Source organism: Caulobacter sp. FV2ps19, from assembly GCF_058681035.1.
This window is the reverse complement of sequence record NZ_CM178729.1, coordinates 3069937-3091507: the sequence shown is the minus strand read 5'-3', so window position 1 is coordinate 3091507 and position 21571 is coordinate 3069937. Positions and strand designations below refer to the sequence as shown.

The 21571-nt window shown below is 67.3% G+C and carries 19 protein-coding genes; 12 read left to right on the top strand and 7 right to left on the bottom strand.

The window, feature by feature from the left end; translation table 11 throughout:
• Positions 1-44 precede the first annotated feature (44 nt).
• From ACW18B_RS14660 to ACW18B_RS14640, 5 genes are all read left to right on the top strand, one after another.
• A complete protein-coding gene (locus tag ACW18B_RS14660; RefSeq protein ID WP_492047764.1) occupies positions 45-1478 on the top strand; it encodes a TolC family outer membrane protein in 1434 nt (477 codons plus the stop codon).
• 129 nt (positions 1479-1607) lie between these two features.
• Positions 1608-2162: a pole-organizing protein PopZ gene (gene popZ, locus ACW18B_RS14655; RefSeq protein ID WP_492047763.1), complete on the top strand. Its 555-nt coding sequence runs from the start codon at positions 1608-1610 to the stop codon at positions 2160-2162.
• 150 nt (positions 2163-2312) lie between these two features.
• Positions 2313-5036, top strand: a complete 2724-nt coding sequence (locus ACW18B_RS14650) for a valine--tRNA ligase (protein ID WP_492047762.1) — start codon at positions 2313-2315, stop codon at positions 5034-5036.
• 868 nt (positions 5037-5904) lie between these two features.
• A complete protein-coding gene (locus ACW18B_RS14645) occupies positions 5905-7668 on the top strand; it encodes a class I adenylate-forming enzyme family protein (RefSeq protein ID WP_492047761.1) in 1764 nt (587 codons plus the stop codon).
• 19 nt (positions 7669-7687) lie between these two features.
• A complete protein-coding gene (locus ACW18B_RS14640) occupies positions 7688-8053 on the top strand; it encodes an iron chaperone (RefSeq protein ID WP_492047760.1) in 366 nt (121 codons plus the stop codon).
• Positions 8054-8076: 23 nt separating this feature from the next.
• Here ACW18B_RS14640 and ACW18B_RS14635 read toward each other — a convergent pair whose 3' ends face one another.
• Positions 8077-9561, bottom strand: a complete 1485-nt coding sequence (locus tag ACW18B_RS14635) for an amidase (RefSeq protein ID WP_492047759.1) — start codon at positions 9559-9561, stop codon at positions 8077-8079.
• Between the two features lie 98 nt (positions 9562-9659).
• Between ACW18B_RS14635 and ACW18B_RS14630 the strand changes: the two genes are divergently transcribed.
• Entirely contained in the window at positions 9660-10391 is a 732-nt protein-coding gene (locus tag ACW18B_RS14630) for a TlyA family RNA methyltransferase (RefSeq protein ID WP_492047758.1), read from the top strand.
• A gap of 55 nt (positions 10392-10446) precedes the next feature.
• On the opposite strand, the gene ACW18B_RS14625 is transcribed toward ACW18B_RS14630, so the two are convergent.
• On the bottom strand, positions 10447-11064 hold the full coding sequence (locus tag ACW18B_RS14625) for a hypothetical protein (RefSeq protein ID WP_492047757.1): 618 nt from the start codon (positions 11062-11064) through the stop codon (positions 10447-10449).
• Positions 11065-11346: 282 nt separating this feature from the next.
• On the opposite strand from ACW18B_RS14625, the gene ACW18B_RS14620 reads away from it, so the two are divergent.
• The 5 genes from ACW18B_RS14620 (at position 11347) to ACW18B_RS14600 (ending at position 16447) form a co-directional block, all read left to right on the top strand.
• Positions 11347-12579: a class I SAM-dependent RNA methyltransferase gene (locus ACW18B_RS14620; RefSeq protein WP_492047756.1), complete on the top strand. Its 1233-nt coding sequence runs from the start codon at positions 11347-11349 to the stop codon at positions 12577-12579.
• 7 nt (positions 12580-12586) lie between these two features.
• Entirely contained in the window at positions 12587-13651 is a 1065-nt protein-coding gene (locus ACW18B_RS14615) for a class I SAM-dependent methyltransferase (protein WP_492047755.1), read from the top strand.
• Positions 13652-13711: 60 nt separating this feature from the next.
• A complete protein-coding gene (locus tag ACW18B_RS14610; RefSeq protein ID WP_492047754.1) occupies positions 13712-14731 on the top strand; it encodes an acyltransferase family protein in 1020 nt (339 codons plus the stop codon).
• 67 nt (positions 14732-14798) lie between these two features.
• Entirely contained in the window at positions 14799-15170 is a 372-nt protein-coding gene (locus ACW18B_RS14605; protein WP_492047753.1) for a YciI family protein, read from the top strand.
• Entirely contained in the window at positions 15167-16447 is a 1281-nt protein-coding gene (locus tag ACW18B_RS14600; protein WP_492047752.1) for an RNA polymerase sigma factor, read from the top strand. The genes ACW18B_RS14605 and ACW18B_RS14600 overlap by 4 nt, the downstream gene beginning before the upstream one ends.
• Before the next feature lie 78 nt (positions 16448-16525).
• Here ACW18B_RS14600 and ACW18B_RS14595 read toward each other — a convergent pair whose 3' ends face one another.
• From ACW18B_RS14595 to ACW18B_RS14585, 3 genes are all read right to left on the bottom strand, one after another.
• Positions 16526-16852, bottom strand: coding sequence for an ArsR/SmtB family transcription factor (locus ACW18B_RS14595; RefSeq protein WP_492047751.1), 327 nt, complete (start codon positions 16850-16852; stop codon positions 16526-16528).
• Positions 16853-16860: 8 nt separating this feature from the next.
• Positions 16861-17334 (bottom strand): SRPBCC domain-containing protein, encoded by a 474-nt coding sequence (locus ACW18B_RS14590; RefSeq protein ID WP_492047750.1) that lies wholly within the window; start codon positions 17332-17334, stop codon positions 16861-16863.
• A 77-nt stretch (positions 17335-17411) separates the two neighbouring features.
• Positions 17412-18497 carry a PA0069 family radical SAM protein gene (locus ACW18B_RS14585; RefSeq protein WP_492047749.1) on the bottom strand — a complete coding sequence of 362 codons (1086 nt, stop codon included), beginning with the start codon at positions 18495-18497 and terminating at the stop codon, positions 17412-17414.
• A gap of 79 nt (positions 18498-18576) precedes the next feature.
• Here ACW18B_RS14585 and ACW18B_RS14580 point away from each other — a divergent pair, with 79 nt between their 5' ends.
• Positions 18577-19071, top strand: coding sequence for a glycosyltransferase (locus ACW18B_RS14580; protein ID WP_492047748.1), 495 nt, complete (start codon positions 18577-18579; stop codon positions 19069-19071).
• A gap of 1 nt (position 19072) precedes the next feature.
• Here ACW18B_RS14580 and ACW18B_RS14575 read toward each other — a convergent pair whose 3' ends face one another.
• Together ACW18B_RS14575 and ACW18B_RS14570 are read right to left on the bottom strand one after the other, a co-directional pair.
• Positions 19073-20626 (bottom strand): lytic transglycosylase domain-containing protein, encoded by a 1554-nt coding sequence (locus tag ACW18B_RS14575; RefSeq protein ID WP_492047747.1) that lies wholly within the window; start codon positions 20624-20626, stop codon positions 19073-19075.
• 53 nt (positions 20627-20679) lie between these two features.
• Positions 20680-21498, bottom strand: coding sequence for a uracil-DNA glycosylase (locus ACW18B_RS14570; protein WP_492047746.1), 819 nt, complete (start codon positions 21496-21498; stop codon positions 20680-20682).
• Between the last annotated feature and the right edge of the window lie 73 nt (positions 21499-21571).

Genomic DNA, 21571 nt, shown 5'->3' with positions numbered 1-21571 from the left:
TTCGGGGCGAGCGCGGGCTTCGCGTTTCTTAGGGATAGAACTTGATGTCGAATAGCCGTCGGGCCGGATTGCTGGCCGCCGCTTGCAGCTTGGGCCTGATGGCCGGCTTCGTGTCCGCCGCCCAGGCGGAGACGCTGGCTGATGCTCTGGCCCTGGCCTATCAGACCAATCCAACGCTACTCCAGCAGCGCGCCACCGCTCGCTACACCGATGAAGGCATTGCCCAGGCCAAGACGGCGTTCCGTCCCACGGCCAGCACGTCCATTACAGCGACCGATGGCCGCAGCGATCCTACTGGAGGCACGCGAACCAATTCGGGCTCCAGCGCAGCCACCCTGTCTATCGTCCAGCCGCTTTATACCGGCGGCCGGGCGACGGCCAACCTCACCGCCGCGGAGGGCGACGCGCTTGCCGGCCGCGAGACGCTGCGCAGCGTGGAACAGCAGCTCGTGCTCTCGGTGTTGCAGGCCTATGTGAATGTGCGCCGTGACATGGAGCGCCTGCGGATCTTCCGCGAGAACGTCAGCGTTCTCGAGCGGCAGCTGGAAGAATCCCAGGCTCGGTTTGAGGTGGGCGAGCTCACCCGCACCGACGTCGCGCTGTCCCAGTCTCGTCTCTCTGCAGCGAAGGCGTCTTTCGCGTCCTCTCAGGCTCAATTGGAAACCAGCCGCGCGGCCTATGTCGCGATTGTCGGGCAGACGCCTGGTGATCTGGCTCCTGAGCCGTCCCTGGCCGATCTGTTGCCCGCCAATGTGGACCAGGCGTTCGATTCCGCAGATCGTAACAATCCGAGCGTGCAAGCGGCGCGCTACACCGAGGCCGCGTCTGTGGCGCGTGTCGCGGCGGCTCGCGCCGGGTATCGTCCCACGCTCAGTGCGCGCGGGTCTTTGGGGTACACCGCAAGCCAGGTCGGCAATATTGGCGACCGCTACAAGGACTATGATCGCGCGACCTCGGCGACGATCACCGCGACGGTGCCTCTCTTCCAGGGGGGACTGGTCGTTTCGGAAGTGCGTCAGGCCACTGAACGCGAAAACGCGGCTCGGGCTGCGGTGGAAGTGGCCAAGCGCTCGGCGATCAGGTCTGCGGCCGGCGCCTGGGCGTCTTATCTTGCCGCTCAATCCAATGTGATCTCCACTCAGGATCAGGTCAAAGCCTCCACGCTGGCCTATGAGGGCGTCAAGCAGGAGCAGCAGGTGGGTCTGCGCACGACCACGGAAGTCTTGAATGCGCAGCAGGAGTTGCGCGCCGCCGAACTTGCCCTGGCGGTCGCTCGCGCGGATGAATATTCAGCCGCCGCAACGGTGCTTCAGGCCATGGGCGTGATGGATGTCACCAAGTTGGCTCAGGTTCAGACCTATGATCCCGACATCAACAAGAAGAGCCTGAGCTGGAAGATCGGCTGGGTGCCTTGGGAGCCTGCCGTTCAGTTGATCGACAGGGTCGGCGCAGCATCGGCCAAGCCGAAGTCCAAGTAGAACCAAACGCGTCGATTTCGCCCACCCCCGATCCTTGCGCTTGCTTAAGCCGCACAAGTCTGCACCATCGTGGTAAGCGCGCCCTTGGGGTGCGCAAGGATTCGTACCTCATTTCGACGGCCCCCGCACATGTCTGACCAAAGCTCTCAAGAACCGACGATGGAGGAGATCCTCGCCTCCATCCGACGCATCATCTCCGAAGATGACGCGCCGGCGGAGCCCGAGGCCGCGGCGGCTCCGCCAGAGCCCGAACCTGAGCCGGAAATCGAGCCTGAGTATCAGGCGCCGGCAGAAGAGCCGGCGGAAGATGATGTTCTGGATCTGACCGATCCGATCGAACCGGAGGCGGAGCCTGAGCCGTTCGAGAGCGTCGGCGACATCGACGTCTATTCCCCGCCCGCGCCCGAGCCTGAACCCGCCCCGCCGCCGGAGCCGTCGGCGTTCAATCGCGATGATGTGGCCGACAATCTCGTGGGCGATCACGCAGCGGGCCTGGCCGCCAGCGCCTTCGGCAGCCTCAGCGCCGCCGTGCTGATGCCGCGTGACGGCCGTACGCTGGAAGACGTGGTGCGCGAACTGCTCAAGCCGTTGCTCAAGGGCTGGCTGGACGAAAACCTGCCGCGCATTGTTGAGGCCAAGGTCGAAGAAGAAGTCCAACGCATCGCCCGCGGTCGCGGCGTATAGAACAACGTCATCCTCCGCCCGACGCGGACGATGACGTTCGACATTTGGGAAGGCGGTCGCACCTGCGGCCGCCTTTTCCCGTTCAAAACCCCATGAATCCAGGGTCGCCCGGTTTCGCCCGGCGGCCGCAGATGGCATACCCGCACCGCCATGCTAGACAAGACCTTCGATCCCAAAGCCGTCGAACCCCGCCTGTACGCCGCTTGGGAGGCCTCAGGGGCCTTCAAGCCGAGCGAGGACCCGAACGCCGAGCCGTTCGTGATCGTCATCCCACCGCCGAACGTGACGGGCAGCCTGCACATCGGCCATGCGCTGAACAACACGCTGCAGGACGTGCTGACCCGCTTCCACCGCATGCGCGGCAAGGCCGCCCTGTGGCTGCCGGGCACCGACCACGCGGGCATCGCCACCCAGATGGTGGTCGAGCGCCAGCTGGCCGCCGCCGGCAATGTCGGCCGTCGCGAGATGGGCCGCGAGGCCTTCGTCGAGAAGATCTGGGAGTGGAAGGCCGAGAGCGGCGGCACGATCATCGAACAGCTGCGCCGGCTGGGCGCCAGCTGCGACTGGAGCCGCGAGCGCTTCACCCTGGATGAGGGCCTGTCGGCCGCAGTCCGCAAGGTGTTCGTCCAGCTTTACAAGCAGAATCTGCTGTATCGCGACAAGCGCCTGGTCAATTGGGACCCGCAGTTCCAGACCGCCATCTCCGACCTCGAGGTCGAGCAGAAGGAGGTCGACGGCTTCTATTGGCACTTCGCCTATCCGCTGGCCGACGGCGTCACCTACCAATACCCGATCGCCTTCGACGAAGACGGCAAGGCCACCGAATACGAAACCCGGGACTATATCGTCGTGGCCACTACGCGCCCGGAGACCATGCTGGGGGACACCGGCGTGGCCGTCCACCCGACGGATGAGCGCTACAAGGGCCTGGTCGGCAAGTTCGTGACCCTGCCGATCGTCGGCCGTCGCATCCCGATCGTCGCCGACGACTATGCTGACCCGACCAAGGGCTCGGGCGCGGTGAAGATCACGCCGGCGCATGACTTCAACGACTTCGGCGTCGGCAAGCGTGCGGGTCTGGAGGTCATCAATATCCTGACCGTCGAGGCCAAGCTGAATGAGGCCGTGCCGGCCGAGTATGTCGGCCTGGACCGCTTCGTCGCGCGCAAGGCCATCGTCGCCCGCGCCGAGGAAGAGGGCTGGCTGAAGGAGATCGAAAAGACCAAGCACATGGTCCCGCACGGCGACCGTTCGGGCGTGGTCATCGAGCCCTTCCTGACCGACCAGTGGTATGTCGACGCCAAGACCCTGGCCCAGCCGGCCCTGAAGGCGGTCGAGAACGGCGACACCGTCTTCGAGCCCCGCCACTGGGAGAAGACCTATTTCGAGTGGCTGCGGAATATCGAACCCTGGTGCGTGTCGCGTCAGCTCTGGTGGGGTCATCGGATCCCGGCGTGGTTTGGCGAAGACGGCCACATCTTCGTCGAGGAGACCGAAGAAGAGGCCTACGCCGCCGCCATCCTGCACTATGGCGACGAAGCGCCGATCCTGAAGCGCGACGAAGACGTCCTCGACACCTGGTTCTCGTCCGCCCTGTGGCCGTTCTCGACCTTGGGCTGGCCGGAAAAGACCGAGGATCTGGCCCGCTTCTATCCGACCAGCACCCTGGTCACCGGCTTTGACATCATCTTCTTCTGGGTCGCCCGGATGATGATGATGGGCCTGCACTTCATGGGCGAAGTGCCGTTTAAGCAGGTGTTCATCAACGCCCTCGTCCGTGACGAGAAGGGCGCCAAGATGAGCAAGTCCAAGGGCAATGTGATGGACCCTCTGGTCCTGATCGACGAGCTGGGCTGCGACGCGGTGCGCTTCACCATGACGGCGATGTCGGGCCAGGCGCGCGACATCAAGCTGAGCAAGCAACGCATCGAGGGCTATCGCAACTTCGGCACCAAGCTGTGGAACGCCTCGCGCTTCGCGCAGATGAACGAGTGCGTCCGGGTCGAGGGCTTCGATCCCGCCACCGTCCAGCAGCCGATCAACAAGTGGATCCGCGGCGAGACGGTCAAGACCGTGGCCGAGGTGACCCGCGCCCTGGAAGCGCCGTCGTTCGATGCGGCGGCCAGCGCGCTCTACAAGTTCATCTGGAACGTGTTCTGCGACTGGTATCTGGAACTGGCCAAGCCTGTCCTGAACGGCGATGACGCCGCCGCCAAGGCCGAGACCCGCGCCACCGCCGCCTGGGCCCTGGACGTGATCCTCAAGCTGCTGCACCCGGTGATGCCGTTCATCACCGAGGAGCTGTGGGAGAAGACCGCCGAATTCGGCGCGGCCCGCGAGGGCATGCTGATCGTCGAAAAGTGGCCGGAACTGCCGGACAGCTGGATCGACGCCGAGGCCGAGGCCGAGATCGGCTGGCTGGTCGACACGGTCAGCGAGATCCGCTCGGTCCGCGCCGAGATGAACGTGCCGCCGGGCGCCAAGCCGCCGCTGACGGTGATCGGGGCCAGCGCCGAGACCAAGGCCCGCCTGGCCCGTCACCGGGATCTGTTGCTGACCCTGGCCCGTCTGGACAGCGCCCGCGAGGCCGAAGCCCCGCCGACCGGCGCGGTGCCCTTCGTGCTGGGCGAGGCGACCGGCGCCCTGGCCATCGCCGAGTTCATCGACTTGGCGGCCGAGAAGGCCCGCCTGACCAAGGACATCGCCGGCCATGTCGGCGAGATCGAGAAAACCAACAAGAAGCTGAACAATCCCGACTTCCTGGCCCGCGCCAAGGAAGAGGTGGTCGAGGAAAACCGCGAGCGTCTCGCCGAGGCCGAAGCGGCCAAGGCCAAGCTGGAAGCGGCGCTCAGCCGGCTGGCGGCGGTGGGGTAGGGGGCGTACCCCGGCCAACGCCGCTGGCCCCCTCCTGACCGCTGCGCGGTCGTCCTCCCCCCTGAAGGGGGAAGATGAAGAGCGCGTATCTCATCTTCCCCCTTCGGGGGAGGAGCGCGAAGCGCGGAGGGGGCAAGTATGGGGATTGGGCGCAGTTTATCCCCGTCGGGGTCCGCGAAAACCTCAGTTCAATCAACGCCCTAAAAATAAATCGATCGCGCCAATCCTCCGCGTTCAAACCGCCCGCATACTCAATCTCACCTGACAGCACGGGAAGGGCGCTCGGCCGGCGACCGTTGCGGCTGTCAGGGGTGGTCGAGCGGGAAGCTCAATTGATGGCGGGAAGAGCGCCTTGCGCTCTGGGCCGCCAACCTCGTGGTCTCTGGCGGCGGTCGGCCGTGGAACACTAAAACGACGTGGCCACGAGGGTCGGGCGAGCAGCAGGCGGGGTTGGGAGACCTCGCGGTCCGGGCGGGAACGCTATCCCGTCCGCCCGTCGCAGGCTTCAAGGCGGCGAGGCTCTAACAGGGCTCGAGCGCCGCGCGCTTGCGGATAACGGCTACGCGGAGCGTTCAGACCTCGTCGAAACGGTATTCAAAATGCAATCCTCCGGGCGAGGCCCGGACGCTTCGCACCCTTCCCATCCCCTCAGCGGATCGCCGCGTGAGCGCGCGGACCCGCGCCCGATGCGCAATACCGCCGTGACCGCAAAGGCGGCGCCGGCGCGGGCCAAACGGGCGGCTGGAGTGCTCTAGGTTATCAATGTTCCCTTAGGCTCAAACGGGTGTTTGCATCGGGCGGTCGCCTGTGCTTTCTCGCTAGGGGAACGCGCCCACACGATAAGGCGCGACCATATTGGGAGAGTAACATGACCCAGGCCGCCTCCGCGCCGACCCCCGCCTCCATTCCGTGGCCCGCCATGTCGGTCCAGCAGGCCTATGCCCTGATCACCCAACCGGGTACGCCCGGCGAAATGGAAGAGATCGAGATCCGCGGCGTAAAAACCCGGGTTTGGAAGAACGCCCCGCCGACCTTGCGAGACACCTTGCTGATGGGCCGCGCCCACGGCGAGAAGATCTTCATGGTGCATGAGGACGAGCGCGTCAGTTTCGAGGCCTTCTATCGCGCCGTCACCGTCTTCGCCGCCGAACTGGCCGCCAAGGGCGTGCAGAAGGGCGACCGGGTCGCCATCGTCATGCGCAATCTGCCGGAATGGCCGGTGGCCTTCTATGCCGCCCTGTCGATCGGCGCGATCGTCACCCCGCTGAACGCCTGGTGGACGGGCGCGGAGCTGGAATATGGCCTGCTGGATTCCGGCGCCAAGGTCTTGGTGGTCGATGTCGAGCGCTATGAACGCCTGACCGAACATCTGCACAACTGCCCCGAGCTGAAGACGGTCTATGTCAGCCGCTCGCCCGAAGAGATCAACCACCCCTATGTCACGCATCTGGAGGCGGTGACCGGCGCGCCCAACGACTGGGCCGCGCTGGCGGAGCAGCCGCTGTCGACGACGCCGATCGCGGCGGATGACGACGCGACGATCTTCTACACCTCGGGCACGACCGGGAAGCCGAAGGGCGCCATCGGCACGCATCGCAACGTCAACAGCAACATCTTCGCCGCCGCCGCCGCCGGCGCCCGCAGCTTCCTGCGCCGCGGCGAGGCGCCGCCCGAGCCCGATCCCAGCCTGCCGCAGAAGGGGTCGCTGATCTCGGTGCCGTTCTTCCACGCCACGGGCTGTTTCGCGGTGCTGAACCCTTCGCTGTTCGGCGGCGCCAAGCTGGCCATGATCCGCAAGTGGGATCCGGACAAGGCCATGCAACTGATCCAGGATGAGCGCCTGACCTCGATGGGCGGCGTGCCCACCATCGCCTGGCAGATCATCGAGCATCCCAGCCGTGAGCAGTACGACCTGTCCTCGATCGAGGCGGTCGCCTATGGCGGCGCGCCTTCGGCGCCGGAGCTGGTGCGCAAGATCAAGGAAATCTGGCCCAAGGCGGCCCCGGGCAATGGCTGGGGCATGACCGAGACTTCGGCCACCGCCACCAGCAATTCGGCCGAAGACTATGAGAACCGCCCCGACAGCTGCGGCCCCGCCGTGCCGGTCACCGACCTGAAGATCATGACGGTCGAGGAGCCGCATCGCGAACTGCCGATCGGCGAGGTCGGCGAGCTGTGGTGCCGTGGCCCGCAGGTGGTGCGCGGCTACTGGAACAAGCCCGAAGCCACCGCCCAGACCTTCATCGACGGCTGGGTGAAGACCGGCGACCTGGCGCGTCTGGACGCCGAGGGCTTCTGCTTCATCATCGACCGCGCCAAGGACATGCTGATCCGCGGCGGCGAGAACATCTACTGCATCGAGGTCGAGAACTGCCTCTATGACCACCCGGCGGTGATGGACGCCGCCCTGGTCGGCATTCCCCACAAGACCCTGGGCGAAGAGCCGGCCGCCGTCGTCACCCTCAAGCCCGGCGCCGAGGCCACCGAGGCCGAACTCCGCGCCTTCGTCGCCGAGCGTCTCGCGGCCTTCAAGGTGCCGGTCAAGGTGGTGTTCTGGCATGAGACCTTGCCGCGCAACGCCAACGGCAAGATCATGAAGAACGAACTGAAGAAGGTGTTCGTCGAGGGCTGAGCCCTCTCTGGAGGCGACCATGGTCCAGTCGAAGGCGGCGAGTGTTGATGACTTCATGCAGGAGGTTTTGGTCGACCGTCGCCCGGCGCTCGACCGCCTTCGCGCCCTGTGTCGGGAGACCTTCGGCGCCCAGCACGAACGGATGGCGTTCGGCATGCCGGCCTATGGCGATCCCAAGGCTCCGTGGATCGCCTTCAACAGCCAGAAGCAGCACATCTCGCTCTATGCCGGGCAGGGGGCGGTCGATCGCTTCGGCGACCGTCTGGGCGCGGCCGACCTGGGCAAGGGCTGCATTCGCTGGCGTAACCCCGACAGGATGGACTTCGGCTTGATCGCCGACATTCTGGCCGACGTGAAGGCGCGCAAGGCGAGCGGGTGCGCATGAAGGACCCGCTCGCCCTTCGCGATCTAGAGTGACGTCGGCGGCTTGCGATGGGCCCAGGGCTGGGCCGCCTCCAACTGATAGGCCAGCTCGAACAGTAACTTTTCCTGGCCGATGCGTGCGGCGAAGTGGGAGCCGACCGGCAGGCCGTCGGCGGTCCAGTGTAGCGGCACGCTCATGGCCGGGGCGCCGGCCACGTTGTGCACGGGCGTATAGCCGACATAGTTCATCAGCCGGACCTGCAGTTCCTCGAACGGCACGTCGCCGCTGACGAAGCCCAGCTCGACCGGCGGCGCGCCCAGCACCGGCGACAGGATCACGTCATAGCGGGTCAGCCAGACGTCATAGGCCCTTGATGCGGCCTCCAGGCGACCAACGGCGGCTTCCAGATCGCCGGGCTTCAGGTTGGCCACCAGTTCGGCCATGCCCAGGCTGAAGGGCTCCAGCACGCTGGCGTCGGCCTTGCGGCCCATGGCCTTGCTGACGCCGGCCGCCAGTTGCGCCGCGCCGGTGGACCACAGGGCGGTGAAATCGGCGCCGAACTGGACGCCGTCCATGGGCCAATCCGTCGGCTCCACATGATGGCCCAGGCTGGCCATCAGCTTGGCGGCGGCTTCGATGGCGGTGACCACTTCCGGATCGGGCTTTTGACCCCCGCCGGTGTTTATCAGCAGCCCGACCTTGAGCTTTTTGCGGGTCTGGCCGGTGACCACGCCGAGGGGCGCGAAGGGCGAGCCGGCGGCCGTGCGTTCGCTGATCGCGAACAGGGCGGCGGAGTCGCGCACGCTGCGGGTCACGGCGTGGGCCACCGAGAGGTCGATGCCCTTGCCGTTGGGCCGACCCTCGATCATCCGCCCCCGCGAGGGCTTCAGGCCGAACAGGCCACAATTGGACGAGGGGATGCGGATCGAGCCACCGCCGTCGCTGGCGTGGGCGAACGGCACCATGCCGGCCGAGGTGGCCGCCGCCGCGCCGCCCGACGAGCCGCCGGACGAGTGCTTGAGGTTCCAGGGATTGCGGGTCGGCAGGAAGCCCATCGGTTCGGTTGTGGGCAGGAAGCCATATTCCGGCGTCGTCGACTTGCCGATCACCACCAGGCCGGCCCGGTCATAGGCGTCGATGAAGGCGGTCTGGGCGGTTTCCGGCCGAGCGCCCAGCGAACTGCGCGAGCCATAGCGGGTGGGGAGGCCCTTATAGGCGTCTAGGTCCTTGATCAGGAACGGCACGCCGGCGAAGGGACCCGACAACTGGCCGCTTCGGGCCTTGTCCATGGCCCGATCGAAGTCGGAATTCACCAGGGCGCCGATCTTGGGCTGCAGCGCCTCGGCCTTGCGGATGGACTCCTCGACCACCTCGGCGACGCTGACCTCCTTGCGACGGATGCGACCGGCGATCTCGGTGGCGTCGGGCGTCCAGGCGGTCGGTGCGGCGGTCTTGGGCTTGGCGTCGGCGGCCGAAGCGGCGGCCATGGCGGCGGAGGCGGCCAACAGGCCGCGGCGACTGAAATTCATGAAACTCTCCCAAACACTCGGCGTCTTGCCGCGCCCATAAACAGCGTTCAGTTGAACCTGAAGCGACCTTGACCGCAAGTCCGTGCTAAAGCGCGCCCATGACTCGTAGACGTGTTGATGTTCTGATGATGGAGCGTGGGCTGTTCGACAGCCGCGCCAAGGCCCGCGAGGCGATCGAGGCCGGGCTGGTGCGCGCCGACGGCGTGCTCGTGCTCAAGCCTTCCGAGATGGTGGAAGAGCACGTTTCAATTCGCGCCTCGCTGGCCCATCCCTGGGTCGGACGCGGCGCGCTAAAACTGGTCCACGCCCTCGACCTGTGGCCGATCGCCGTCGAAGGCAAGATCGCCGTGGACATCGGCGCCTCGACCGGTGGCTTCACCGAAGTGCTGCTCTCGCGGGGCGCGGCCAAGGTCTATGCGGTCGATGTCGGGCGCGAGCAATTGCACAACAGCCTGGTTGACCACGAGCGGGTCATGGACCTGTCGGGCACCGACGCCCGCATTCTGGACGACAGCTGGATCGAGGAAGAGCCGGACATCATCGTCAGCGACGTCAGCTTCATCTCGATGACCAAGGCTCTGCCGGCGGTCATGGAACTGGCGGTGTCGGGCACGGAGATGGTGGCCCTGATCAAGCCGCAGTTCGAGGCCGGACGCGAACACGTCGGCAAGGGCGGTCTGGTCAAGGATCCCGAGACCATCGCCCGGGTTCATCGCGAAATCATCGCCTTCTTCGAAGAGGCCGACTGGACCGTGATGGGGCAGGCCGAAAGTCCGATCACCGGCGGTGACGGTCAGGTCGAGAGCCTGATCTGGGCGCGCCGCCAATAGAAAACGGCCGCCAGCGCAAGCCGGCGGCCGTCTGATCGTCTCGTCAGGCCAAGGCCTAGTCGACGACCTGATAGCGGCCCTGAGCGTCAGGGCAGACCCGCACGAAGCGCTTCTGGACACGGCCGTCGGGCAGATAGATCGGGCTTTCGGCCAGGGTGCAGCCGTTGATGTCCGACGAGGACCGCTGCTCGATGCGGTAGGAATAGGAGTCGCGGCGATAGGCGTCGCGATCGGCTTCCCGGCGCGTGTCTTCGTAGCGATTGTCCTGGTAGCGGTTGTCCGTGTGATCGTCGTACCGGTCATTGTCGTAGGTATTGTAGGCCGAGGGCGGCGGAGGCGGCGGGGGCGGAACCGCGCCGGGCGTGCAGGCGGCCGAAGTCTTGCCGATATTGCTGCCGATCACTGCGCCCAGCAGGCCACCGAGCACGGCGCCTTCGGTCTTGGCGCCGTGACCCGCCACGCCGCTGCCGATCACCGCGCCGAGACCGGCGCCGGCCAGGCCGCCGCCCGTGCCGCGCTGGGTGGTGCTGCGGCGGCAGGGATCGTAATAGGCGCCGTTGTTGTCATAGGCGCCGCCATAGCCGGGCTGGCCATAGGCCTGGGCGCTGGCGAAGGTGGGCGCAAAAGCGCCGGCGGCGATTGCCGCGACGGCGGCGTACAGAGCGAACTTCATCTTTGACGTCCTGTTGGTCATCACAACTCTCTCGAGCTTGCAGATGTCTTTTTTGGGACGCGCCGAAAGCGCGCCCGACCACCCGATAGCTGCACCATGGCGCGGGCAAGATGAATGGCCGTTGATCGAGGCGTTCATCTTCGTTCATGCCAAGCGCGCGGTTTGAGGGTATGGACAGCCTTGAGAGGCTCGATGAGCCTCGGGCGACATGCTGCCAAGCTTGGCTCAGGCGCTTGAAATGGCGGGATCTCCTGAAGAGATCCGCCCGAGAATGGATACGGAATGCGTGAAGTAATCATCGACGCGGTCGGCGCCCAGGGCGACGGCCTCGTCCGGCAAGGCCCGGTCTTTGTCCCCCTGACCCTCCCGGGGGAGCGGGTTCGGGTGAAGATGGACGGCCAGCGCGGTGAACTGGTTGAGATTCTCGACGCTAGTGCTGATCGGGTGACGCCGCCCTGCAAGCACTTTGGCGAGTGCGGCGGCTGCACCTCGCAGCACTGGGCTCAGCAGCCTTACCTCGACTGGAAGGCCGAACTGGTTCGTCTTCAGTTGTCACACGAGCGGATCGAAACCGAAATTCTGCCGACCTTCGCCGCGCCGGCGGCCTCGCGCCGCCGCGTCGCCCTGCACGCCCGCGGCGGCAAGGGCGGGGTGCGTCTGGGCTTCAAGGAGCGTCGCTCCTGGAACCTGGTCAAGATCGAGGAATGCCCGGTCTCCGACCCGCGTCTGGTCGCGGCCTTTCCGGCCCTGGCGCGCCTGGCCCAGCCGTTCCTGGAGCATCCCAAGTCGGCCCCGACCCTGCACGTCACCCTGACCGCGACCGGTCTGGACGTCGATGTCACGGGCGTGGAGGCCAAGAGCGGCGGCCTGTCGGCCGACGCCCGCATGCTGGCGGCCATGGCGGCCAGTGAGGGCGATTTCGCTCGCGTCACCCTGGCTGGTGAAGTCGTCTATATGGCGCGCCAGCCGATGGTGAAGCTGGGTCCCGCCGTGGTGGCCCTGCCGCCCGGCAGCTTCCTGCAGGCCGTGCCGCAGGCCGAAAAGGCCATGGTCGCCTTCGCCGTCGAGGCGGCCCAGGGCGCAACCCGGATCGCCGACCTCTATTGCGGCGTCGGCACCTTCACCTTCCGCCTGGCCGAGATCGCCGCAGTCTACGCCGCCGACTCCGCCGCGCCTGCCGTCTCCGCCCTGAAGGCGGCCATCGGCGGTGCGCCGGGGCTCAAGCCGATCACCGCCGAAGCGCGCGATCTGGTGCGGCGTCCGATGCTGACCATGGAACTGACCAAGACCGACGTGGTGGTCATCGACCCGCCGCGGGCCGGCGCGCTGGAACAGACGGTCGAGATCGCCAATTCCAAGGTCTCCCGGGTGGTCAGCGTCTCGTGCAATCCCGCCACCTTCGCCCGCGACGCCCGGATGCTGGTCGACTCCGGCTTCACCCTGGAAAAGGTGTTGCCGGTGGACCAGTTCGTCTGGTCACCCCATATTGAGATGGTCGGGGTCTTCTCGCGATGAGGTTGGCATGGTCGAGGTCACGGACGGTCGGCGCGAACCCGGCGCCTTCGCGCTAGACGCGGTCCGCCAGCGCGCCAGGGCGACAGCCAAGGCTGTGTGGTGGAGCGCGGCGGGCGGTCTGGCTCGGGCCATGACCCAGCCCACCAAGGGGCCGTCGGCGATCCGCTTCGAGCCTGACGGCCCGCCTGTCTCCAAAGAGCGGTTGCGCCGGGTCTATCTCGAGGCGTTCGAAAAGGACGCGCGCGATGTCGCGGCCGGTCTCTATCCCGCTGTGGAGGATGCGCCGAACCGGCCGATCCAGTCTCTTCTGGGGGCTCTGGATTTCCTCATCGACGCGCGATCCGTCGATCAGCGTCGCCGTCGCGGCGATGGTCTGGAAGTTAAATCGGAGCCTGAAACCGAAGCCTATCCAAACTATTATCGTCAGAATTTCCACTATCAGTCCGGCGGCTGGTTCACGGCCGAGAGCGCGCAGCGCTATGACGCCCAGGTCGAGGCGCTGTTCGCCGGGACGGCAGCGGCCATGCGGCGGCGCGGCCTGTCGCTGCTGGCCAGGCACTGGCGGGGATGTGATCAACGCGCCTTGAGGATCGTCGACGCCGCCTGCGGTTCCGGCGCCTTCCTGCGCGATCTGAAGGCGACCTTTCCCCGCGCCGCCCTGGCGGGCGTGGATCTGTCCTCAGCCTATCTGGACAGGGCTCGGCGGCGCACGGGCGTTGGCGCGGTGCAGGCCAATGTCGAGGCCCTGCCGTTCGCCGATGGGTCGCTGGACGCCGTCAGCTGCGTCTACCTGTTCCACGAACTCCCGCCCCGCGTTCGGCCGGTGGTTGCCGCCGCGATTGCCCGGGCGCTGAAGCCGGGCGGGGTGCTGGTCTTTGTCGACTCCGTCCAGCCGGCCGACGAGCCGGACCTGGCGCGGCTGCTGGCGGCCTTTCCGGCCTATTTCCATGAACCCTATTATTCCACCTACGCCCAGACCGACCTGACGGCGCTTTTCCAGGACGCAGGGCTGCGCCTGATCGGCGAGGATCGGGCCTTCCTGACCAAGGCCTTGCTGCTGGAAAAGGTCTGAAGGCTTGACGAAAGCGCCGAAGCGCGGCGCTTAGGCCCCCGTGTCGGGGGGGCGAGCGCATTGGGGCAATCCACAGACGGCGGGCGTCGATATGAGGCCCTGGACTGCCTGCGCGGCATCGCGGCGCTGGGCGTTCTGCTGTACCATCTGGGCGGCTGGACCGGTCGCCCCTGGCTGATGGGTCACGGCTATCTGGCCGTGGACTTCTTCTTCTGCCTGAGCGGCTTCGTCCTGGCCCACGCCTATGGCGCGCGGACCCTGGGCTGGATCGGCTTCATGCGGGCGCGGCTGATCCGGGTGTGGCCGCTGATCGCCCTGTCGATGGTCGCCGGCGCCCTGGTGATGATCGGGCATCGCGACAACATCCTGATCTGCCTGCTGATGGGTCTGCTGGTCCTGCCCCGGATCTGGGTGAAGTCGGAAGAGAGCTTCTCACCGCTTTTCCCTTTGAATCCGCCGGCCTGGTCGCTGTTTCTCGAGTTGCTGGCCAGCGCCCTATGGTTCCCGGCGCGGCGGCTTTCGACCCTGTGGCTGGTCCTGGTGATCGTCGTGTCGGGCGCGATCCTGATCGGTGTCGCCTATGGCATGGGCGGCGTGCAGACCGGCTGGGATCGCGCCACCTACTGGATCGGGATCATCCGCACGATCTTCCCGTTCGCGCTGGGGTGGGGGTGCTACCGGATCCAGGCCCATACGCGATTGAGCGTCCCGGCCTGGCTGCTGGCCCTGGCGCTGCTGGCCGTGCTGGGCCTGCCGCCGCTGGACTATACCGCCACCTTTGACCTGGTGTGCGTGGGCGTCGTCTTCCCGTTGATCGTCTTGACCGGGCGAAGCGACCCCGACGGCCTTCTCGGGAAGATCTGCCGGTTCAGCGGCGAGGTCTCCTATCCGCTCTACGCCCTGCACTGGGTCGGGTGGGAACTTCTGCTGCGCGCCTTCCGCGCCGCGGGCGGCAAGGGCTATCCGGCCGCCTTCGTCGCGGGCGCCGTCGTCCTGATCATCGCCGGCGCCTGGGGCGTGCTGAAGGCCTATGACCTGCCAGTTCGGGGATGGCTGAAGGCGCGCTTGCGCCCGGCCTGAGATTTTTCGCGCGCGGGCTGTCGGACGACGGCATGCTCATGCGTCCTGGAGAAACGAGGTCTAGCCCATGCTCTACGCCATTCTTTGCTATCACGATGAGGACACGGTCTGCGCCTGGTCCCAGGCCCAGAACGACAAGGTCATGGCCGATCTCGGCGTCGTCGAGGAACGGCTGGCCAGGGCCGGTCGCCTGGGCCCCGTGGCCCGGCTGATGCCGACCACGGCCGCCACCACCCTGCGCAAGGACCGCGATCCGCCGCTGGTGCTGGACGGCCCGTTCGCCGAGACCAAGGAGCAGCTTCTGGGGTTCTTCGTGATCGACTGCGTCGACCTGGACCAGGCCATCGAGACGGCCAAGGAGCTGGGCGTGGCCAATCCGGGCGGCTCGTATGAGATCCGGCCGATGGCCCTGCTGCGTCCGGGCGTGCTGCCGACATGACCGACCCCGCCTGGATCGATGCGACGCTGTCCGGCGCCCGTCCCCAGGCGGTGGCCGCTCTGCTGCGCTATTTCCGTGACCTCGACGCGGCCGAGGAAGCCTTTCAGGATGCCTGCCTGCGCGCCCTGCGCAATTGGCCGGAGAAGGGGCCGCCGCGCGATCCCACGGCCTGGCTGATCCTGGTGGGGCGCAACGCCGCGATCGACGCCAGCCGTCGCCAGAGCCGCTATCAACCGTTGCCGCCCGAAGACCTGTTGTCGGATCTGGAAGACGCCGAGACCGATCTGGCCGAGCGGCTGGATGGTTCGCACTATCGCGACGACGTGCTGCGGCTGCTGTTCATCTGCTGTCATCCCGACTTGCCGGCCACCCAGCAGATCGCCCTGGCGCTGCGGGTGGTTTCGGGCCTTTCGGTCAAGCAGATCGCTCGGGCCTTCCTGGTCAGCGAGGCGGCCATGGAGCAGCGGATCACCCGCGCCAAGGCTCGCGTCGCCGGCGGTGAGGCGGCGTTCGAGACGCCCGGTCCCGTCGAGCGGGCCGAGCGGCTCGCGGCGGTGGCGGCGATGCTCTACCTGGTTTTCAACGAAGGTTATTCGGCCAGCGGCGCGGCCGTGGAGGCGAGGGGGCCTTTGAGCGACGAGGCCATCCGTCTGGCGCGTCTGCTGCTGCGCCTGTTCCCGGCCGAGCCTGAGATCATGGGACTCACCGCCCTGATGCTGTTGCAGCATGCCCGCGCGGCGGCGCGCTTCAATGCCGATGGCGCGGCGATCCTGCTGGAGGATCAGGACCGCGGCCTCTGGCACAAGCGGATGATCGGCGAGGGTCTGGCCCTGATCGACAAGGCGATGTGGCGGCGTCGGCCGGGGCCCTATCAGGTGCAGGCGGCGATCGCGGCCTTGCATGCGCGCGCGGCGCGGCCCGAAGACACCGACTGGGTCGAGATCGATCAGCTCTATGCCGCGCTGGAGCGCATGCAGCCGTCGCCCGTGGTCACCCTGAACCGCGCGGTGGCGGTGGCCAAGGTCCAGGGGCCCGAGGCGGCCCTGGCGATGATCGAGCCGCTGGAGGCGCGCCTGGGCGGCTATTTCCACTTCCATGGGGCGCGGGGCGCGTTCCTGGGTCAGTTGGGGCGGACGGACGAGGCGCGGGCGGCGTTTGATCGGGCCATCGCCTTGGCGGGCACCGCCGCCGAGGCCGCCCTTATCCGGCAATATCTGGATCGTCTCGAGCGCGAGACCGGGGGCGACGGTCGCACGGCGACCTCCGGTGTCTCCTGAGCCCAGGCGGAATACCTCAAAAGAGTATGGGAAATCTGATTTTTTCCTGAGGCTTAGGTCGAGAGTCTCCCGGGCGCGCTATTCGCCGCCGTCCTCATCGAGCAAGTCGCCGAGTTGATCGAGCCGGAGGCTCCAGCTCGAGCGGTGCCGAGCGCTCCATTGCTCAAGCCGCGCGAACCCTGTCTCATCGATGGCGCAGGTTCGCACCCGTCCGATCTTCTGGGTGCGAACCAGGCGGCACTGTTCCAGCACTTTCAGATGCTGGGCCACCGCCGTCAGGGTGATGTCCATCGGCGCCGCCAGCCGCGAGACGGATAGCGGCCCCGTGCCCAGGCGGTCGAGCATGGCCCGGCGTGTGGGATCGCCCAGGGCCTGGAACAGGCTGTCGATGTCGGGTTGGGACATGGCTTCGCCTAAAAGGCTACGGCCTCGGCCAGGCCCTCGAGCAGCAGGCGCCAGCCGTCCTTGCGCATTTCCGGCCCGTCCGCGCCCTCGAAGAACGCGCCCTGATGCGTGCAGATCAGATCCGAGCCCTTCGCCGTCGGCAGGATCTCGAGGGTGACCAGGGTCGCCGAGAAGACCCGTCCGCCCATGGCCATTTTTCCGGCCATGACGATCCGGCGCGCGGGCTGGATATCCAGATAGAGGGAGTCGCTGGCCAGCTGGACACCCGGAAACGGACTGTCGGCCTTGAAGCGATAGCGCGCCGTTTCGGCCCCGCCGATCTGGAAGTCCATCTCGAAAAGCTCGAGGTCGTGGTTCTTGTTCTCGGCGAACCAGCGACGTTTCTGGGCGACGTCGGAAAAGGCCGCGAACAGACGCTCAGGCGCAACCGGATAGGCGCGCTCCAGGACGAAGGTGTCATGGACAGCAAGGGGGTCTGACATGGGCGCGTCCTCAAAAGTGAAGTCTGAACTTCACTAAATCTCAGTCTCCATATAGTCAAGCCCAGGCTTCAGTATGCCTAGAATAGGCTGAGTTGATCGCCGGCCTTGGCCGGGACCTTGAAAGCCCCGACGTCCATCCGCATCGACGGCTCGTCCAGGCCAAACCGACGCCGGGCGATCAGGAAGCGTTGGTTCATCACCTCGGCGACCGGCCCTTCGCCGGTCATCCGCTTGCCCCACTCGGAGTCATAGGCCGCGCCGCCGCGCATCTGGCGCACCAGGGACATCACCCGCTTGGCGCGGTCGGGATGGTCGGTGGCCAGCCATTGCTGGAACAGGTCATTGATCTCCAGCGGCAGGCGCAGGGCCACATAGCCGGCGGATGTGGCCCCGGCCTCGGCGGCGCGCTGCAGCACCGCCTCCATCTCGTGATCGTTCAGCGACGGGATCGCGGGGGCGAACATCACCGTCACCGGCACGCCGGCCTGGGACAGCTGGCGGATGGCGTCGATACGGCGCTCCGGCGTCGCGGCGCGCGGTTCCATGCTGCGCGCCAGCCTGCGGTCCAGGGTGGTGACCGACACCGCCGCCCGCGCCAGGCCGGCCTGACCCATGGGCCCCAGGATGTCGAGGTCGCGGGTGATCAGGGCCGACTTGGTGATGATCGTGAAGGGATGATTGAATCGGGCCAGGGTCTCGATCACCGCCCGGGTGACCCGCAGGGTCTTTTCCTGCGGCTGATAGGGATCGGTGTCGCCGCCGATATGGATCACCTGCGGCTTGTAGCCGGGCTTGGACAGTTCGCGCTCCAGCAGCTTGCCGGCCTCGGGCTTGAAGAACAGCTTGGATTCGAAGTCCAGGCCCGGCGACAGGCCCAGATAGGCGTGGGCGGGGCGGGCGTAGCAGTAGATGCAGCCGTGCTCGCAGCCGCGATAGGGGTTGATCGAACGGTTGAAGCCGATGTCGGGACTGTCGTTCCTGGCGATGATGGTCTTGGACTTCATCGGCTGGATGGAGGTGACCAGCGGCCGCGCCGCCTCATCCTCCTCGGTCCAGCCGTCTTCGAAGGATTCCGAGCGGAAGCTTTCAAAGCGTCCGCTGTCGTTGGTGCGCGCGCCGCGGCCCTTGAGAGCCACGCGGTTGAGGTGAGCCGGAGTCGCCATGCCGCGATCTTAGAACTGAAGTTAGAACATAACAAGAACGACTCTTGACCCGCGTCGCTGAGGCGCGGATGCAGGGTCCATGCTCACCGTCGTCATTCCCACGCTCGACAGCGCCCGCACCCTGGGTCCCGGTCTTTCAAGTCTCGTTTCGGCGGCGGTGGACGGTCTGGTGCGCGAGGTGGTGCTGGCCGACGGCGGCTCGACCGACGAGACCCTGGAGATCGCCGAGGACAGCGGCGCGCGGGTGGTCGGCGGCGACGGTGATCTTGGCGCGCGGCTGAAGGCCGGATGCGTCGCGCCGCGCGGTGACTGGCTGCTGATCCTGGCGCCCGATGCGATCCTGCCCGAGGGATGGCGCGGGGGCGTGGAGCGGCAGCTCGGCGCCGGGTCGGACAAGGCCGGCTGGTTGGCGCGTCCGGGCGGGTCATGGCTGTCGCGATGGATGACCGGCCGACAGCCGCAGGGCCTGCTGGTGTCCGTCCGGCGCTACGAGGCCAGCGGCGGCTTTCGATCGGGCGACAAGGGGCTGGAGCGTCTGATCAAGGCGCTGGGCGCCGCGCGGCTGGCGGGCTGACCTACAGGTCCAGCCTGAAATCGACGACCCGGGCCCCGCTGGCGACAGCGTCGAGCGTGCGGGTTTCCCCGCCCAGCAGGCGTCGATAGGTCCAGTACGAAGCCATGACCTTCTCGACATAGTCGCGAGTCTCGAAGGCCGGCAGGCTTTCGATCAGCAGCAGGCTGTCGCAGTCCTCGCCCAGCTGGTTCTGAACCTTCAGCAGGGCGCCGGGGCCCCCGTTATAGGCCGCGACGGCGCGCAGGATGTCGGGGCTCTGCAGGCCGCGATCCATCAGCCAGGTGAAATAGTCCTGGCCGACTCGCAGGTTGAAGGCCGGGTCCAGCAGCGGGGTGTTGTCGGCCAGCAGCTTGTCGTCGCCGGCGGCGCGCGCGGCGGCGATCGGCATCAGTTGCATCAGGCCCACGGCCCCGGAACCCGACACCGCCGTAGGGTCGAAGCGGCTTTCCTGGCGCACCAGGGCGTAGACCATGGCCTTGTCGATGGTGAAGCCGCCCTTGGGCTCCAGCGGGGGCAGGGGATAGTCCTCGGCGCCCAGACGGGCCACCGGCCGGCCGGCATTGAGCGGCGCGCCGGCGTTCAGGGTCAGGGTCAGGGACATCCAGGCGCTGCGGGCCTTGTCGGTCTTGGCCAGCGAGAGGCCGGCGCGCAGCTCCTGACCGGATTCCGTCCAGCGGCCGATCTGGGCCAGGGCGGCGGCCCGGCGGGCCCGCTCATCGGCGTCCAGCAGGCGTCCCAGGGCCGTGAGGTCGGGGCCGTCATAGCTGAACCGGGAAATCAGGGCGGCGATCGGGTCATCGGGGTCGTTGGGCTGGGCGACGCCCGCCAGGGCCAACTGGCGGGCCGCGATCATCCCGTAGAAGGTGTTGGGCGTGCGCGCCGCCTGGATCAACAGCGCGCGGGCGTCGTGCTGGCGACCGAAGGCGACAGCGGCGCGGGCGGCCCAGAAGGCCCCGGCGGCGCGCAGCCAGTCGTCCTGGCTCTCGTCGCGGGCCACGTGTTCGAAATAGGTCTGGGCCAGGGCCGTCTGGCCCAGCCGATAGGCGGCCAGGCCCGCGATCCAGCGCTCGCCGCTGCGCTGGGCCAGGGCCAGGGCCGTTGTGATGTCGCCGGAATAATAGGCCTCGCGCGCGCCCCGGGCCTTGTCGGCCGGCGGCGGCCCGTCCTCGGACGCGACAAACAGCACCGGCGGGCGCGGTCCGGGACCCTTGGCCGGCTGACGCTTGAGGGCCAGGGCGTAGATGCGGTCGGCGCCGGCTTCGTCGCTATAGGCGCGCAGCCAGTTGTTGAGCTCGTGGTAGGAGGCGGTGTAGGCGCGCGGGTGCATGAGCTTGGCATAGGCCAGGCGTCCGGCCAGGCTCTTGTCGCGCGTATCGGCCAGGGCCGCCTCGGCGGCGTCGAAGTCTCCGCGGTCGGAGGCCGCGAAGGCCGCGCGATAGTAACGGACATCCTCGCCGGACAGCGGCTCGAGGCTGGACGCGCGCGCGCCCACGGCGGCGCACAGGCACAGGGCGAGGGCCGACAGGACGGCCAGAGGTCTAGCGATGAGCTGCAATGCCTAACCACGCGTCTCGAAAGGCGCGCGTCCCCCTTTGGTCGAGAAGAGTCCTAGTGGGGACGTTCCGGGCGATCAAGCCTTTCGGTCAGGGTCAGCAGATCCTGCCAAGCCTTCTTCTTGGCCGCAGGCTGCCTGAGCAGGAAGGCGGGATGCAAGGTGGGCAGGGCGGGCAATTCCTGGCCGCCGTCGGCCGCGGTCCATTCGAACCAACGGCCGCGCAACGCCAATATGCCCTCATCGCGCTTCAGCATCGCCTTGGCCGAGGCGCCGCCGATCAGCAGCAGCATCTTGGGATTGACCAGCGTGATGGCCCGTTCGACGAAGGGCGCGCAGATGGCCTGTTCCTGCGGCGTTGGGGTCCGGTTGCCCGGCGGCCGCCAGAACACGGTGTTGGTGATGAAGGCGCGATCGGTCAGGCCGGCGGCCTTCAACATGCGGTCCAGCAGTTGTCCGGCCCGCCCGACGAACGGCTGGCCCTGGGTGTCTTCGTCGGCGCCGGGGCATTCGCCGATGATCATCAGCGGCGCATCGCCGGGTCCCCGCGAAAAGACCGCCTGCTTGGCGCCCTGGGTCTTCAGGGGGCAGCCGTCAAAGGCGGCGACGGCGGCGGCCAGGGCGTCCAGATCCTGGCAGGCCGCCGCTGCGGCGCGCGCCTGAGCAACGGCGAAGGTAACATCTTGCAGCCCGCCGGCGACCATGACGGGGCGCGGCGCGGCGGCGACGGGCGCGGGTTGGCTGCGGGCGCGCAGCAGGGCCGCGCCTTCGGCCAGGCGGTCGATCGGGTCATCCGCATAGCTCGCGTCGACGCCCGCATCGGCCCAGAAGGCGAGCAGACTTTCAACGGCGCGCGGATCGACGGCGAGGCTCATGACGTTATCCTTAGCCTGAACTTTGGCGGGCCTCCACGCTGCGATGCAACAAAAGTCACGGCTTTCTCCTTGA